13 protein-coding genes and 1 tRNA gene are annotated in these 14,722 nt (G+C 55.9%); 3 read left to right on the top strand and 11 right to left on the bottom strand.

Features of this window, described 5'->3' with window-relative positions:
* Window positions 1-8: 8 nt before the first annotated feature.
* Together ACR0LI_RS10405 and ACR0LI_RS10400 are read right to left on the bottom strand one after the other, a co-directional pair.
* Complete coding sequence (locus tag ACR0LI_RS10405; protein WP_480485983.1) at window positions 9-509, bottom strand: hypothetical protein; 501 nt, start codon at window positions 507-509, stop codon at window positions 9-11.
* Between the two features lie 208 nt (window positions 510-717).
* A complete protein-coding gene (locus tag ACR0LI_RS10400) occupies window positions 718-1,167 on the bottom strand; it encodes a mechanosensitive ion channel family protein (protein WP_480492238.1) in 450 nt (149 codons plus the stop codon).
* Window positions 1,168-1,486: 319 nt separating this feature from the next.
* On the opposite strand from ACR0LI_RS10400, the gene ACR0LI_RS10395 reads away from it, so the two are divergent.
* Window positions 1,487-1,714, top strand: coding sequence for a hypothetical protein (locus tag ACR0LI_RS10395; RefSeq protein ID WP_245218079.1), 228 nt, complete (start codon window positions 1,487-1,489; stop codon window positions 1,712-1,714).
* Between the two features lie 153 nt (window positions 1,715-1,867).
* Here the strand turns inward: ACR0LI_RS10395 and ACR0LI_RS10390 are convergent, their stop codons facing one another.
* From ACR0LI_RS10390 to ACR0LI_RS10370, 5 genes are all read right to left on the bottom strand, one after another.
* On the bottom strand, window positions 1,868-3,367 hold the full coding sequence (locus ACR0LI_RS10390; protein WP_480718480.1) for an AMP-binding protein: 1,500 nt from the start codon (window positions 3,365-3,367) through the stop codon (window positions 1,868-1,870).
* Window positions 3,364-4,767, bottom strand: coding sequence for an acylating sulfoacetaldehyde dehydrogenase (gene sauS / locus ACR0LI_RS10385; protein ID WP_480718479.1), 1,404 nt, complete (start codon window positions 4,765-4,767; stop codon window positions 3,364-3,366). Before sauS ends, ACR0LI_RS10390 begins: the two co-directional genes overlap by 4 nt.
* Before the next feature lie 64 nt (window positions 4,768-4,831).
* Window positions 4,832-5,794 carry a tripartite tricarboxylate transporter substrate binding protein gene (locus ACR0LI_RS10380; protein WP_171635713.1) on the bottom strand — a complete coding sequence of 321 codons (963 nt, stop codon included), beginning with the start codon at window positions 5,792-5,794 and terminating at the stop codon, window positions 4,832-4,834.
* A 49-nt stretch (window positions 5,795-5,843) separates the two neighbouring features.
* A complete protein-coding gene (locus ACR0LI_RS10375; protein ID WP_171635715.1) occupies window positions 5,844-6,314 on the bottom strand; it encodes a tripartite tricarboxylate transporter TctB family protein in 471 nt (156 codons plus the stop codon).
* Window positions 6,311-7,822, bottom strand: a complete 1,512-nt coding sequence (locus ACR0LI_RS10370; protein WP_171724144.1) for a tripartite tricarboxylate transporter permease — start codon at window positions 7,820-7,822, stop codon at window positions 6,311-6,313. Before ACR0LI_RS10370 ends, ACR0LI_RS10375 begins: the two co-directional genes overlap by 4 nt.
* A gap of 114 nt (window positions 7,823-7,936) precedes the next feature.
* Between ACR0LI_RS10370 and ACR0LI_RS10365 the strand changes: the two genes are divergently transcribed.
* Window positions 7,937-8,962 carry a LacI family DNA-binding transcriptional regulator gene (locus ACR0LI_RS10365; RefSeq protein ID WP_480718478.1) on the top strand — a complete coding sequence of 342 codons (1,026 nt, stop codon included), beginning with the start codon at window positions 7,937-7,939 and terminating at the stop codon, window positions 8,960-8,962.
* A gap of 1,013 nt (window positions 8,963-9,975) precedes the next feature.
* On the opposite strand, the gene ACR0LI_RS10360 is transcribed toward ACR0LI_RS10365, so the two are convergent.
* Window positions 9,976-10,051, bottom strand: a tRNA-Thr gene (locus ACR0LI_RS10360).
* Window positions 10,052-10,196: 145 nt separating this feature from the next.
* Here ACR0LI_RS10360 and ACR0LI_RS10355 point away from each other — a divergent pair.
* Window positions 10,197-11,102, top strand: a complete 906-nt coding sequence (locus ACR0LI_RS10355; protein ID WP_480492230.1) for a hypothetical protein — start codon at window positions 10,197-10,199, stop codon at window positions 11,100-11,102.
* Window positions 11,103-11,370: 268 nt separating this feature from the next.
* On the opposite strand, the gene ACR0LI_RS10350 is transcribed toward ACR0LI_RS10355, so the two are convergent.
* Genes ACR0LI_RS10350 through ACR0LI_RS10340 form a run of 3 tightly spaced genes read right to left on the bottom strand, consistent with a single transcriptional unit; the run spans window position 11,371 to window position 14,680 of the window.
* The gene (locus ACR0LI_RS10350) at window positions 11,371-12,090 is read right to left on the bottom strand and encodes an alpha/beta fold hydrolase (RefSeq protein ID WP_480718477.1); all 720 of its coding nucleotides are present in this window, start codon (window positions 12,088-12,090) and stop codon (window positions 11,371-11,373) included.
* Window positions 12,087-13,628 carry an ABC transporter permease gene (locus tag ACR0LI_RS10345; RefSeq protein WP_480492226.1) on the bottom strand — a complete coding sequence of 514 codons (1,542 nt, stop codon included), beginning with the start codon at window positions 13,626-13,628 and terminating at the stop codon, window positions 12,087-12,089. Before ACR0LI_RS10345 ends, ACR0LI_RS10350 begins: the two co-directional genes overlap by 4 nt.
* The gene (locus tag ACR0LI_RS10340) at window positions 13,625-14,680 is read right to left on the bottom strand and encodes a quaternary amine ABC transporter ATP-binding protein (protein ID WP_480718476.1); all 1,056 of its coding nucleotides are present in this window, start codon (window positions 14,678-14,680) and stop codon (window positions 13,625-13,627) included. The genes ACR0LI_RS10345 and ACR0LI_RS10340 overlap by 4 nt, the downstream gene beginning before the upstream one ends.
* Window positions 14,681-14,722: the final 42 nt, after the last annotated feature.

The raw sequence follows: 14,722 nt of genomic DNA, 5'->3' as shown, positions 1-14,722 counted from the left end.
GTCGCGACCTAATTCTTCAGCGGATCTGGCTGCTCCGCCTGACACGCCAGAACGGCCTCAATGGCTTTTGCGGATCCGCTTAAATCGAGTTCGACTTCGGCTCCGCTTTCGCCAATGATCGTAACGCTTTGGCGTTTTCCAAACTCGGTTACAAATGCCGGATTGTCGAAAAATGCGTAGCCACCGGGCACGCCATTCTTGTAGACACCTACGGCCTCACCTTCGAACTGCGCATCACCAAAATCAAATCTTACTATGCCTGTCGCACCGTCCTCGACTTGAACCCAGGCCGGATTGTAGGCGGCAAAAAAGCCGCCAGCCTGGTTTGGTGCAGCGCCAATTTCTACTGTCATATCGTCTTCAAAGGCTCTCCACGCGAGACAACCGTTGCCTTTTTCTGGATCGATGAGAATTGCCCAGTCGCCGGACTCACCCCACTGTTCCATCCCGGCTGCGTGAACAAACCCAGGCAGAAGCACTGCAGTTGCGGAAAGTACCCACTTGATCATCCGGAGCCTCGCTGAGTTCTGAAGATTTCTTGTTTGATTCTAATCATTGCTCAATATCAATCAATCCAATCCGACGACGGCGGTGTTGCGTTTTTGAAGTTTCATAGATGACCCTGACGAGTTGTTAGTCAGATATGTGAGCAAGCTCACACTCAATCAGCTGAAGGTATTTTGGGTTCCGGTGGGTCAGCGATGTAAGACGGAGTCATTATTTGAGTTTCGTTTTCATTAAAAACATCGACAATGTTCTCGCGAAGATCCAACAAAATTTTGGTAAACTCGATCCACGAGAAGTGTACGCGTTGATTTCATAGTTGATCGCGTAATCTGCCAACTGGGTCCAAAGCACAAATGGCTCTGGGCTCTTTCTCAACCCTTGCGTTCGGTGTGCCGCCTCAATCAGCATCGCTTTGATTTTCTTGGGAGGCTCCTCGTAGCCAATCCCCACCGTCGTGTGCACCATTAGCCCCCGGCCATCCACTTTTCGTGAGTAGTTCACAACTTCGGAATTGAGCAGCTGGGCATTTGGAATACATATCATCTCGTTTTTGATCGATTTGATGAGTGTTTCCTTCAGTTTGATCTCTGTTACGTCGCCGATCTTGTCACCGACCTTAAGCCACAGGAGCTGGTTTGTTCGATGGGTTCTCTGTGGCACGCAAACTTATGGGCAAATCGTGCAAAGTTATGCATAAACAAAGCGCAGAGTTATGGGCAATCTTCCAAGATTTTCTTCAATGAAATCAATGTTGGGAATGCAGCGTAATGAGCGGACCTACACATGCGTAGGTGCGCGCATAGCACTGCGGATACCCCATAGTTTTGCGGTATCCGCCCATAGTTCTGCGGGTTAGTTGGTTGGTTTTGAACGGGTGGCTCGGCGTTGGCGTGTCTTCATCGAATCGGCCATACTGCCATGCAGGCGGGCCTGCTCAAATCGAAAAGTGGCTACAGGGAAGCCACCCGATATCTACCTGATGGTACATCGCCCGCCGTTCTTCATGGGAAGCAAGCTCGGTGTGAAGCTGGAATGGCGCTTGAGGAAAACAAAGAACTCGCCCAAGGGCGAGGCACTGGCCAGGCATCTTCTGGCAGAGTGGGATCTGGAACTTGGTCGGTTGATCGTCTTGATGAAAGCCGGGTTTCATTGGATCGTGGGCTCTACTTCTCCTGCCGCCCCGGCGATCAAGACAGGGTCACGGTGAGAATTTTCATGAAATGGCTCAAATCGTTTTAAGCTCTGGTTCCGGCCCAAGCCTCGGGAATGCCGTTATTGGTCAATGCCTTGCGAAGGCCCGTCTGGATTGCATATCGGAAATTGCAAGCCTGCTTGCGGGGCCTCTATGGGCTGCAATCGGTCACTGTGTCAAAACAGGCAACTTAATCCTTTGGATCTTTCCAGATGGACCCTTTGGCAAGTCTTGCAACAAGTGCACCTTATCAGGTGATTTGAAGGCACCCAGCCGTTGGACGCATATCGCGATGAGTTGGTCGGATGAAACGCTTGACCCGGTTCGCAATTTGACGGCGGCCTCGACGCGTTCACCGTAGGTTTTGCAAGGGCGTGCAAATGCGGCAGCCTCGATCACGTCAGGGTGCGAATATAGAGCTTCGTCGATTTCACGAGGGGCGATATTTTCTCCGCCCTTTATGATCAGCTCTTTCAAACGGCCGGTCACGAAGAAGTACCCGTCTTCGTCCATATGCCCTAGGTCTCCGGTGCGCAGCCAGCCATCGGGCGTGAATGTCGCGCGCGTGGCATCCGGGTTCTTCAGATATTCTCTCATCAAATTGGGGCCGCGTACGGCGATTTCGCCCTTGGTGTTTGGCGGCAGGGGGGTCAGATCTGCCGACAGGATACATGCCTCGTTGCCGTAAGCTTTGCCCGGCGACCCAATCTTGCGGACGCCCGGCGGCAGCGGGTTGGACAAAATCTGTGCGGCTGTTTCCGTCAGGCCCATTGTTTCGACGATGGGGACTTCAAAACGGGTTTCGAACGCGGTTTGTACATCTGGTGCAAGCGGCGAGGATGCCGAGCGGCCGAAACGAAGGCGTGCTCTGGTTTCCTGCGCGGGTGTCAATTCGGAATGCAGCAAGTGCGAAATGATGGTCGGCACCACCGAAAACCACGTGGTTTTGGCGCTCTGGCACTGGTCCCAGAATTTGCGCGTTGAAAACTTTTCGGCCACGGCCAGGGAACCGCCGGAAACAAGCGCGCTCAGCACGGTCACGCAGAGCCCGTTGATGTGATAGATCGGAAGCACGCAAAGACCACGATCCGCCGGTGTCAGCTTGTGCGCAACGGTAGGGGTCCATCCGCCTGCCAGCAGGCTGAAGTGACTGTGCACGACCCCCTTCGGGCGACCGGTTGTCCCTGAGGTATACATGAGCAGCGCGTCGTCATTGGGACCAAGCGCATGGAGATCAGGGGCCTTATCGAAACGAGAGGCTGAATACCGCGTCATCTCTTTGGGGCGAACTCTGTCGAACAGATCGGCCTGCGCGTCGCCGACGAACGCAATTCGTGCGCCGCAATGGCCCAGCGCATATCCAATGGCCTCGTCCCCGGCGACAAGGTTTATGACCGTTGCGCGGAACCCGCCATAGAGCACGCCGTAAAGGCATTCGATCGCCTCGCGCCCATTTGGTTGAAGGATGGCAACGCTGGCCCCCTTGTCCAATCCCTGCGCGGTCAGATTTTCGGCCAGTTTTCGTGCCCGATCCCTCAGGGATGACCAGGTTAGCGCAGCTTCTCCGTCGAAAAACAGATAAGCATCACGATCACCGATGGTGCTTGCGCGTTCGTCCAGCCAGCTGCGGATTGTCCCTCCTGGGGGCGTCTGATCGTCCATACTCATGTCCCCGCATCAGCCCAATAATCCGCGAAGATATCTTCGACGGAAGGTTCGATTGCCGGGATTTCACGGATGACTTTGGTGCTTTGGACAAAGTGTTTCCAATGCAGGTTCTCATCAATCGCATTGCCACCCCAGCTGCCACACCCCATCGAAAGCGAGAAAGGCATGCCGTTGTTGAATGACCCTCCGGTCGCAAAGGTGTGAGCCTGATTGACGATTACGCGGCAGGTGGGCATCGAGGCACCCAACGCCACCGCACGGGCATCATCGGCGGTGTGTATCCCGATGGAATGCCCCGCGCCCTGATACCGCAAGATTTGAGCGGCTATGGCTTGGGCGTCCTCGAAATCGTTTGCACGATAGAGCGCAGCCACGCGGCTTAGTTTCTCACCCGAAAGCGGATGATCCGGACCGATCCCCTTGGTTTCAACTGCAAGGAACCTTGTGTTTTCAGGCACCTGACCAACCATGCCCAGTGCCTTGATCATCTTGTCGGCGTCCTGTGCGATCACTTCGCGGCTCAGATGCCCATCCGGCCAAAGCTTTGAGACGATCTGGTTTTCGTCCTTCACCAATGCGCCTCCTTCATCGGCAAGGGCTGCGACGAAATCATCATAGATTGCGTCGACGGCGATGATTGCGTTCTCGGACGAACAGGAGGTCGCATTGTCGAAAGTCTTGGAGGCCGTGATCTTCCGGGCAGCGGCCTTCAGGTCAGCTGTCTCATCGACGATCACGGTGACATTGCCCGCACCGACGGCCACCGCAGGGGTGCCGCATGTCTGTGCGCGGTGCACATTGTTTTGACTGCCGGTGCAGATCACCCGGTCGCAGAGCTCCATCATCGCCTGAGTCTTGGCCTTGGAACCCGGCGGGGGAATCATCTGGACCAGATCGTGATCCAGCCCCAGTTTGTCGAACTCGGCATGAATGTAACGCAAAAGCAGCTCGCAGCTTGCAACGCCTTTGGGTGACGGGGCGACAACAACCGAGTTGCCGCATTTCAACGCGTTGATGACGTTGTTGGCGGGTGTGGCTGCCGGGTTCGTCGACGGCACCACGGCGCCAATCACCCCGATTGGGCGCGCAATCTCGGTGATGCCGGTACTTGCATCCTCATGGATGATCCCATGGGTTCTGACGTCTTTTATGTCGCGCATCAGGCCAAGGGTCTTGCGATGGTTCTTGATCACCTTGTCCGGCACGTTGCCCAGTCCTGTCGTCTTGACCGCAAGTTCGGCCAAAGCCCTGTTGCGTGAAGGCTCCATGATCGCCCAGGCGGCGGCAGCTGCTGCGCGGTCATAGCGCGTCTGGCTGGCGCCGGTTTCGTATTCTTTCTGAGCGGTGCGCGCACGGGTCATGATCAAACTGACTTGGGCGATGTCATCATGTGCATTCATCATTGAATTCCTATTGGTGGGGACAGGGCGGAAACCGCCCCATCCTGTGCCACTGCTCAAATCGTTACAGACCGGCCAGAAGCTCTTGCAGGGTTTCCTGACGTGCGGCCCACATCTGTTGAACCTCTTCGCGGGTCATGACGTGCATGGGTGATCCACCGGCTTTCATTTTTCCTGCCACCCGCGCGTTTTTGAACATTTCCGGGACTGTAGCGGCCAGTTTGTCGATGACCTCTGGCGGGGTGCCCTTGGGGACCATGACGCCGCGGAAATTCACGCTGGCATTGTCGATGTCAAAGCCTTGCTCTTTCAGTGTGGGGACGTCCGGCAGGAACGCGCTGCGTTCCAGATCGAACACGCCAAGGATTTTGACATTTCCGGCTTCCTGTGCGCGGAACGCATCGGACAGGTTGTTCACGCCGCCCATGACGTCGCCTGCAATCACGGCTTTCATGGCCGCCGCACCGCCGCCCTTGGTCGGGATGTACGCCATTTTGACCCCGGCTTCCTTCTCAAGCTGCAAAGCGGCGATGTGGTGCCCGACGAACAGGCCCGCACCCGAAAAGGTCAGCTTCCCCGGGTTTTCCTTGGCATAGTTCACCACCTCCTGCATGGAATTGAAGGGGCTGTCCTTGGCCACGACGAATACCGCAGGATCCGCCCCCCAGTTGGCGATGGGCTCAAAGCTGTCTGCCGAGTATTCAACGCCGCCCTTGATCGACTGGGCGATGAAATGCGGGATGTTGTAAGCCGCCAGCGTATAGCCATCAGCTTCGGCCTGTGTCGCAAACCAGTTCCAGCCGACACGGCCACCGGCCCCCGGCTTGTTGATGATCGCGATGGGCATTCCAAGCGCGTCTTCATTTCCCGCAGTCATGGTGACGATGCGCGCCTGAAAGTCGGTGGCGCCACCCGCACCGTAACTGACCATCATCATGATCGGGCGTTCGGGGTAGTCCTGCGCGACGGCCGCGCCACCGGTCAGGGACATCAGCGCCAGTGCAGCGCCTGCCAGTAGATGTTTCATTTCAGATCCTCCCTTGGATTTGCGTAAGCCGCTTTTCGCGCGGTCTTTTTCAGAAAAATACTTCTCGTGGCGTGTAAACTTTGAGGAGCATGGCGAAGAGCCCATACATTACGGCCAAATACCCGATCGTGATGATCACACGCCTGGTCCAGGTTTTGATTTCGCCATGCGGTGCAGGGTCATAGAAGCTGAGCAGCAAGAAGAATGTGATCGTTCCGGCGGTGTAAAACCCAAGCGCCTTGGCGGCCCAAAAGATGTAGATGAGCGCGATAATCAGTCCTGGCAGAAGCCAAATGAAATCCTTGCGCGAGACGCCGTTGCCCACCTTGGTCCAGCCCAGAAGCGCCTTGGCAAACGTCCACAGGGCCAGAACGACAAACACAGTCGAAATCAGGCGTGGGAACAAGAAAGCTTCGGCCGGTTGCTGGGTATAGCTGACCCATGCCACCCAGATCCCGACGGCAGCAATGACACCGGACGCCACAATATGTTGCGCGCGTGGAAGACTGACGGAACTCATGCCATGATCTCCTCTTTTGATGTGTAGCGACGATTGCGAAGCTCCATCCAGACCGAATAGGCGATCGAAGCGATGACGATTGCGATCAGAACGATATTCAGCGTTCCGGTCAGGAAATAGCTGGCCATCCCTTCGCTGGCCCCTGCAATCATCGAACCTTGAATGAAGTTCGCCTCGGCAATCGGGCCAAGGATCAGGCCAAGCACCAGTGGCGCAGCTGAAAAGCCAAAACGCTCAAGAAAGTACATCATGATGCCAAGTGCCGCCATGACATAGACGTCGCCCATGCTGGACTGTACCGAATAGCTTCCGAAGACAGCCAGGCCCAGAACAACTGCGGCCATGACGCTCTGCGGTACCTGCGCCACCCGGGCGGCAAGGCCCGCGACATAAAGACCGAAGATGCACATCAACACCTGCCCGATCAGCATCGAATTTATGAAGGTCCAGGCAACATCCGGGTGGTTGTCGAAAAGGTCCGTGCCGGGAAAAATCCCGTGGATCAACAGGCCGCCCAGCAGCACCGCCGCAGTCGGCGACCCCGGGATCGAGAGCGTCAAAAGCGGAACAAGGCTGGGGCCGACCATGGCGTTGTTCGCGCTTTCCGCTGCGATCACGCCTTCGCTGTGGCCCTTTCCGAATTTCTCGCGCTCGGGACTGAACTTCTTGGTCTGGTCATAGGCGACCAAACCCGCGATCTGTCCACCGACGCCCGGGATCAGCCCGATGACCGAGCCGGTAATGGTGCCGATGCTCAGCGCCCTCGGGCGGCGCAGAAGCTCACGCACCGCATCCATGATCGAGTGCTTTTCGACTTCGATCACTTCGGCATTTGCCGTGTTGCGGCCCTTGGCGAACATGGTCAGGACCTGAGGAATTGCAAAAAGCCCGATGAGCGCGGCGATGATGTTGATGCCGCCACCAAGCGCCGGGTGGAAGATGAACCGTTGCGCGCCCATGATGTCATCGAACCCAATGGTCGCAAGCCAAAGACCGATGCATCCCGACAGCAACCCTTTGACAACGGATGCACTATCCAGCGATCCAATGACGGTTACGCCCAGGATGGCGAGCCAGAACAGGTGGCTTGGTCCAAAGGCCAACGCCCATTGCGCAAGAACCGGTGTCAGGAAGATGAGCAGAAGCACTCCGATCACCCCCCCAACGGCAGACGCCAGAAAGCTCAGCTGCAACGCCTGTGCGCCCTTGCCCTGCTTGGCCATCGTATGCCCATCCAACGTCGTGGCGATGTTTGCGGGCGCTCCGGGAATTTTCAAAAGGATGGCGCTGACCGCGCCGCCGGCGACCGTCGAGGTATAGGCCGCGCCAAGAAGGATCAGCCCCTGAACGGGTGCCAGATGAAACGTGAATGGGATCAGCAGGGCCACGGCCATGGTGGGTGACAGTCCGGGGGTTGCCCCCAAAATCAGCCCGCCAATCGTTCCCAGGAGCAACAGCCCGAACGAGACCGGTGTGAAGACATCTCCGAAGTAATACAGAAATTCCACGTTGCATCCCTGTGTTTGTTTGCGCGTTGACATTTTAGGCTAAGAGATGAAAATAGTTTTGCAAATGTTTTCATAAATAGCCTCGATCGAATGAAAGTTGTGAATAAAAAACATATGGATAAGCCGGATATTGTCGCTGTCGCAAAGGCTTCCGGTGTTTCCATCTCGACGGTTTCGAGAAGCTTCAATCACCCGGAATTGCTCAAGCCGGCGACTCGGAAAAAGATTGACCGGGCGGTGCAGAAGCTTGGTTATATTCGCAACCGAGCCGCGCAAGTCATGCACGGCCGACGCAGCGGAACTGTCGGGCTGGTGGTTCCGACAATCGACAACGCCATCTTCGCTGAACTGATCCAATCCTTTTCGGATGGGCTGGACCAGCATGGTTTCACGATGTTGATTGCTTCGCACGGGTTCGATCTGGAGCGCGAATACAAGATGCTGCGCAAACTGATGGAGCATCGCGTTGACGGGCTTGCGCTTATCGGGCTTGAACACTCGGAATCGACGTATCAATTGATCGAACAACAGGGTGTTCCGACGATTGCAATCTGGAACTATGACGATGAAGCGCGATTGTCTTGCGTGGGTGTTCAGAATTCTGAAGCTGGCCGTTTGTCCGCACGCCACTTGCTGGATTTGGGACACCGCGACATAGGTTTGATCTTTCCCGACCCTGCCGGGAATGATCGCGCATATGACCGGTTGCACGGCGCCTTGGAAGAATTGGGATTGGAACGGATCGAGGTTCCCGAACAATGGCGCCTGGAAGCCCCCTATAGCATTTTGGAAGCCAAACGCGCCTGCATAAGCTTGTTGGATCATTCACCACGTCCTACCGCTATTTTATGCGGCAATGACATTATCGCTCAGGGCGTGCTGTACGCAGCAAAACACTGCGGTGTGCGTGTTCCTGAAGACCTGTCCGTCATGGGAATCGGAGATTTCAAAGGCTCAAGCGAAATCGAACCGTCCCTCTCGACCATTCGCATCCCAGCCAAGCGCATTGGCGCCCTGTCCGCAGAATTGATCACAAGCATTGTCGCAGAGCATTCCGAAAAGATCACGACGACCAAGTGCGACCTGAAAGTGCTGACCAGGGCATCGACGTCCACCCCATCAGGAGCGCCGTCCAGATAAATCTCGGGACTTCCTTAACCGAAACAAGTTCCGAGACCTGTATTTTGGACCGGGCGGTGTCGAAACATCAGCGCCGAAAGTCTGTTCTTCTGGTTTGTTGCCAATCAAATACCGATTTTGAGAAGGTCGGTATTCCGCGTCGACCGTGTTTTGCGCTTGTCGAAATACGCTCAAAGAAGTCCCTTGACCGAACATCTGGATCGCAGCATCGCCCATGACTCTTGAACGTTCGGCGCGGGGCTGTTCCGAGGCCACTTGATCTCTCTTAAGCGGCCAATCCATCAATCTTCGATCAGTGAAGAATCGTCGCCGTCGTTCGATGTTCTTTCGCGGCTTCCTGTCTTTCTGGATCGCCGTGGGCTCTTGGGAACATGGTCGTCGTTCAACGCTTTTTCGACCAGCCAAGTCGCGTGGTGATCCGGGAAACCATATGGGTTTCAATGCGCCCTTTCTGGATATGAAAAACCGTTGGCCGTCGTCCCACTTCTGACAAAAGTCTTCTTGGTCGTTGATCAGATATGATGGGGCTGACCCAAAGGCTGACAAAGCTCGGATTACTTTGGCGTCGAACTTGAGATCAAGAAGAGTTTCGGCCGAAATCTCATAGTCGACAATCAAACTGTTGGTGACGACAAGCAGCTTACCGTTGATCAGATGAACCCATTCCTCGACGGGATTCCCTTTTCGCTTCACAAAAAGGGAGCAAGAAGCTGAGGCCCTTGATCAAATCCGACGGCAAGGGAAACCTCTCTTCTCCCAGTCAAATCGACTGGACAGGCTGAGAGTACGGAATCGTGTTTTTCCACCTACTGAGCAAAGATGCCCCCTGTACGGCGGAACGCTAAAGCCCTGATGTAGCGGGATTTTGGCGCACCCTGGAAATTTTTCACTGAGTCGCCGGCACGTTTAAACGACGGGGCAACGAAACCGCGAACGTTAGAAAAACGTTTGAAAATTCGAAACGCACATCGCCAGCGATGCGAAATTATTTGTTCATTTTCAATGATTTCAAGTGGTGCCCCCACACGGACTCGAACCGCGGACCTACTGATTACAAATCAGTTGCTCTACCAGCTGAGCTATAGGGGCACTGGCTGTCGATTACTTCCTCTGGCAGTGGACTGCAAGCCTGAATTTTAGCCCAAACTTAGACATTGCCCGATTTCCTGAGAACGTGCAAAAAACGCTGAATTCATCCGTTGCAAATATCTCGCGTGTGGTAACGGACGCGGCTATGCAGAAAAGCCAAGGGGTAAAGGAAAAAATGCAGGTTGCCATCCACGCCGGTGTTGCCTTTTCGGATGAAGGGCTGGTGATGTCCTCGCTTGGTGCGAACAGGAGCGTACTGGCCAAGTACCGAACTGCGGTTCTGGGGCCGCGTCGGTCCCGGCTATTCGTCAAAGTGATGTCTGAATCGATTCTGCAGGATGTATCTGATGCAGACGCACGAAACAGATTGTCCGAGCTTGTTGCCGGAAACCAGAATCTGGACCGCGTTGTTGTGTCGAGCGACAAGTTCTTTGGCCCCAGGCGCACCGCGCTGCAAGACGGCCAGATCTATCCGTTTGCGGGGAATAGAACGGCCCATGCGGACACTCTGCTGGACGGCGTGCAGGTTCAAGTGTTTGCAGGGCTGGTGAACCCCGGGGTTTTTATCGCAAAGATTCTGGCCTCGATCCATGAGGACCATCGGCGGGACATTCTGGCCAGCACCGATTTAAGCTGCCTCAGCTGGCTTGGCATGATCGAAGACCTGCGGGATCTTGCGCCTCAGGTTCAGCTCACCTTGTGGGAACACGAGAATTCGCCGCTTATCTGGGGCGATATCATCCGCGCCATAGCGGGATTGCCTGATGAGGCTGTGCTTCATGAAGAGTTTGCATTCCTGTCCTCACTTTTGACAGAAGCCGGACAACGTCATGTATTGGACATCGTGAGAAAAGGGGACGCCATCGATCACGACCGCCGACGCGAAGAGATGGCAAATATTCTGGACGAATACGCCCGACCGGAGCAGATCGAAGAAGAGCTCGACTTGCCGGGCTGGAATTCCGATATAGTTGAAGCGTTCACAGAGCTTTACGAGCAAGATCTGGCCACGATCCGGTCCATGCCGGACGTCCGTGTTTTGCAAATCTGATCGATTTGCGCAGTTTCGTTGGATTGGGTGCATAACTGCGCGAAGGAAACTTTTTCGACGATTCAAGCGTGAGGGCAGGAACGCATGCCAATTTGGGGCCCTGCCGAATATCAGGCCAGGAACTGGTGGTCTTGCGGCGACGCGTTGATATGTAAAATCCGGCCGATCAACGGATTAATCTGACGGACCATGGCGTTCGACCAAATCGATCATCCGGTTTGCCGCGGAATGGCAACATCTGACCGGTTCAATTGTTTGGCGCAATTCATCAGGCAGCAAAGTAGTCTCGCAATATCCCGTTGAACAGCTCGGCTTTTTCCAGATGCGCCGCATGTGCAGAGTTTGGTATCACCGCGAGGTTTGCATTCGGGATGGATTGCCACAACTGTTCCGTCTGACTCCATGGGTAGGTGCGATCACGATCCCCCCAGATAATCAGCGTCTTGGTCTTGATTGCCGGCAGGTTTTCAGCGCCGCTCCAGGAATGCATCGCATCCAAACCAGCGAGCATGGCCTTCAGGTTGCTTTTCTGGGCTATCGTGGCGCAAAGTTCATATTCCAAAGCATTTTCGCGTTCGAGAAACCAGGTTGCCGCAATCCGTCGCGCCGTCACTTTCGGCCCGTCTGCACAGGCACGGGTTTTCGAGGTGTCGATGGTCTCAAACCGCCCGGGCAGCACACCGACGGAGCCGGTGCCATAAAGAACCAAACGGTCAACACGCTCGGGCGCGCGCGCAACCATTTCCTGCGCGACCATTCCACCCATCGAGTGACCAACCAGGTGGAATGTCTCGATGTCGCGCGCCTTCAGCTCATTCAGCGCCCAGTCCGCGAATCCCGAGATGCTGCAAAACGCGTCACGTTGCGCATTTTCGCCAAAACCCGGCAGATCCAGCGTGATGACATCGTAACCTTTCAGGGCCTCGACCTGCCGCTGCCATTGCCGACTGCCGCCCAGAAACCCATGAACAAACACGATGGGTGTCATTTCCGGCCGCCCTGTACAATCCGATCGAGGATCATGGCACAGAACAGGATTGAGAACCCCGCAAGAATACCCTGGCCCACATTCGCGTATTGCAACGCTTCAAGAACATCCTCGCCCAGCCCTTTGGCACCGATCAGAGACGCAACAACAACCATTGCCAGTGACAACATGATTGTCTGATTGATCCCCGCCCGGATCGACGGGCTTGCCAGCGGCAAGTCGACTTTGGTGAGCAGGTACCATTTGTTGGCGCCGAAACTGATCGCCGCCTCGCGTACGCTTTCGGGCACGCCACGCAAGCCGAGAACGGTCAGGCGCACCACGGGCGTACCACCGAAAATCATCGTGACCACAACCGCCGCCGGCTTGCCGACACCAAAAAACGCGATCACGGGGACCATGAAAACAAAGGCGGGCATGGTTTGCATGAAATCCATGATCGGCTGGATGAAAGCGTAGAACCGAGGGCGACGCGCCGCGAACATGCCCAGTGGAATTCCGATGACAATCGACAGGCATGCCGCTGTCCCCAACAAGGCCAGCGTGGTCATTGCGCCCTCCCAAAAGCCCAACAGCCCCATATAGGCCAGAAACGCGCCCGAATAGATTGCCGTGCTGACACCCGCAGTCAGCCATGTCAGCAGAATGATGAGACTGGCGATCACGATCCAAGGCGTCTGCACCAAGATGACCTCAAGCGCGTCCAGCAGGGTACGGATGCCGAATGTCAGCCCGTCAAAGAACGCTTCGCTGTTGCGCACGCACCAGGCGATGAAATCTTCCACCCAGGTGATGCTGGTCAGGCGGATATTGGGGTCTGTCGGGAAATGGCTGAGCAACGAGAAACGCCCCGGAAAGCTGTAATGCATCATCGCCGCAGCAACGATCAGCGCCATGAAGATCGCGCTGAACACGATCTGCGATACCGGCATTGCAGATCGGATTGAACGATCTGACAGCCATTCCGAGAAACGCGACTCGAGCGCCCAATTTGCCACCTGAGACTGAACAAGCTTGACGATGATCAGAATGAACAGGCCGGTCAGAACGATGTAAGGCCCTTCAGCGGCCATTGCTTCGGCTTCGGCGCGGATGCCGCCTATGTTTTCCTCGAGCGAGTCCACCGTTCGCTGATAGACATCGATCTTGTCCGAGTTGTTTTCGATGGCAGCGGCCAACTGCTGACGGCGCAGCTCAAGCGTCCCTTCAATTGACGCGATGCGTTCCATTGCCTCGGCCGCCAGGTCGCCGAACAACCCGCGCGCGATCTGCACATAGGCTATTGTTTCCAGGATCAGAAATGGCAACGCCCATGACCACAAGCCCCGCGCACCGAACCAGACCGGGCCAAACAACCCGGCCATCAGATTGAAAGTCGGCGTAAATCGGGACGACGCGCCGATCTTGTCGAAGTTGCGGATGTAATAGTCGGGGCTGGTGCGAACAAAGGCCCGGATGTTTTCGCGCCGCTCTTCGGCATATGCCTGAGCTGCTTCGCTCTCGGTATCTTCCAGCGGGTTCACATCTGAAGACCTCATGACACTTCGGTTCCTTCGATCACGGTGCGCAACAGATCGGCACGGGTTATGACGCCAACATCCTCGCCGCCGTCCTCCACAACGATCGCGCTGTCGGTGTCGATTGCCAGATTGATCAGCGTGCTCAGGTTTTCGCCTTCATTCACACGCGGGGCATCCGAGAGCAGAGGACCGTGGGTCGCGACATGTTCCGGTATGGGCCGCATGACGGCGTGGGCACGCACCACCTTGAGCCTTGAGATACCCGCCACGAAATCGGCGACATAGTCGTCGGCGGGGTTCATGACGATGTCTTCGGCCGTCCCGATCTGCACCACCTTGCCGTCGCGCATGATTGCGATCCGGTTCCCGATACGGACGGCTTCATCCAAATCATGGGTGATGAAGATCGTCGTCTTTTTCAGGATTTTACTCAGTCGAATGAACTCATCCTGCAATTGCCGCCGGATCAACGGGTCCAACGCCGAGAACGGTTCGTCCATCAACAACACATCCGGGTTCGCTGCCAGTGCCCGGGCAAGGCCCACACGTTGCTGCATACCCCCGGACAGCTCGTGTGCGAATTTCGATCCCCAGGCTCCGAGTTCGACGATATCCAGAATAGCAGCGGCCTGACGCATGCGTTCATTCTTGCTGACCTGCCGGATCTCCAGCGGCATTGCGACATTGTCCAGCACAGACCGATGCGGCATCAGCGCAAAGTTCTGAAACACCATGCCAATCTTGTTGTTGCGAAACTGCTGAAGCTCTTTCGGGCCCAGGGCCATCACGTCAGTGCCTTCGATTTCGATCTTGCCTGCGGTGGGTTCCAACAGCCGGTTGAAATGGCGAACCAGAGTGGACTTCCCGCTGCCTGACAGGCCCATGATGCAGAATATCTCGCCCCGGTTGACCGAAAGACTGACATCCGCGACGCCGACAACGCAGTTGTATTCCGCCAGCACCTGGGCCTTGTCCAATCCACGGTCGCGGATTGCCTGCAGCGCCACCTCGGGCCTGCCCCCGAAAATCTTCCAGACATTCGAGATTTCAATAACGGTATCGTCGCTCATAAGTCCCCCAGAGGTGCGCATTTGGGTGGCGCCGTCCATTGC

This window comes from Ruegeria sp. CL7, assembly GCF_056536445.1.
The sequence above is the reverse complement of the archived record's forward strand: the minus strand, read 5'-3'. Positions and strand labels throughout refer to the sequence as shown.

Bases quoted from the DNA above. Each gene is read 5' to 3' on its own strand.
- ACR0LI_RS10405 (WP_480485983.1), bottom strand. From the start codon at position 509: ATGATCAAGTGGGTACTTTCCGCAACTGCAGTGCTTCTGCCTGGGTTT.
- ACR0LI_RS10395 (WP_245218079.1), top strand. From the start codon at position 1,487: ATGGTACATCGCCCGCCGTTCTTCATGGGAAGCAAGCTCGGTGTGAAG.
- ACR0LI_RS10390 (WP_480718480.1), bottom strand. From the start codon at position 3,367: ATGAGTATGGACGATCAGACGCCCCCAGGAGGGACAATCCGCAGCTGG.
- sauS (WP_480718479.1), bottom strand. From the start codon at position 4,767: ATGAATGCACATGATGACATCGCCCAAGTCAGTTTGATCATGACCCGT.
- ACR0LI_RS10380 (WP_171635713.1), bottom strand. From the start codon at position 5,794: ATGAAACATCTACTGGCAGGCGCTGCACTGGCGCTGATGTCCCTGACC.
- ACR0LI_RS10375 (WP_171635715.1), bottom strand. From the start codon at position 6,314: ATGAGTTCCGTCAGTCTTCCACGCGCGCAACATATTGTGGCGTCCGGT.
- ACR0LI_RS10365 (WP_480718478.1), top strand. From the start codon at position 7,937: ATGGATAAGCCGGATATTGTCGCTGTCGCAAAGGCTTCCGGTGTTTCC.
- ACR0LI_RS10355 (WP_480492230.1), top strand. From the start codon at position 10,197: ATGCAGAAAAGCCAAGGGGTAAAGGAAAAAATGCAGGTTGCCATCCAC.
- ACR0LI_RS10350 (WP_480718477.1), bottom strand. From the start codon at position 12,090: ATGACACCCATCGTGTTTGTTCATGGGTTTCTGGGCGGCAGTCGGCAA.
- ACR0LI_RS10345 (WP_480492226.1), bottom strand. From the start codon at position 13,628: ATGAGGTCTTCAGATGTGAACCCGCTGGAAGATACCGAGAGCGAAGCA.
- ACR0LI_RS10340 (WP_480718476.1), bottom strand. From the start codon at position 14,680: ATGAGCGACGATACCGTTATTGAAATCTCGAATGTCTGGAAGATTTTC.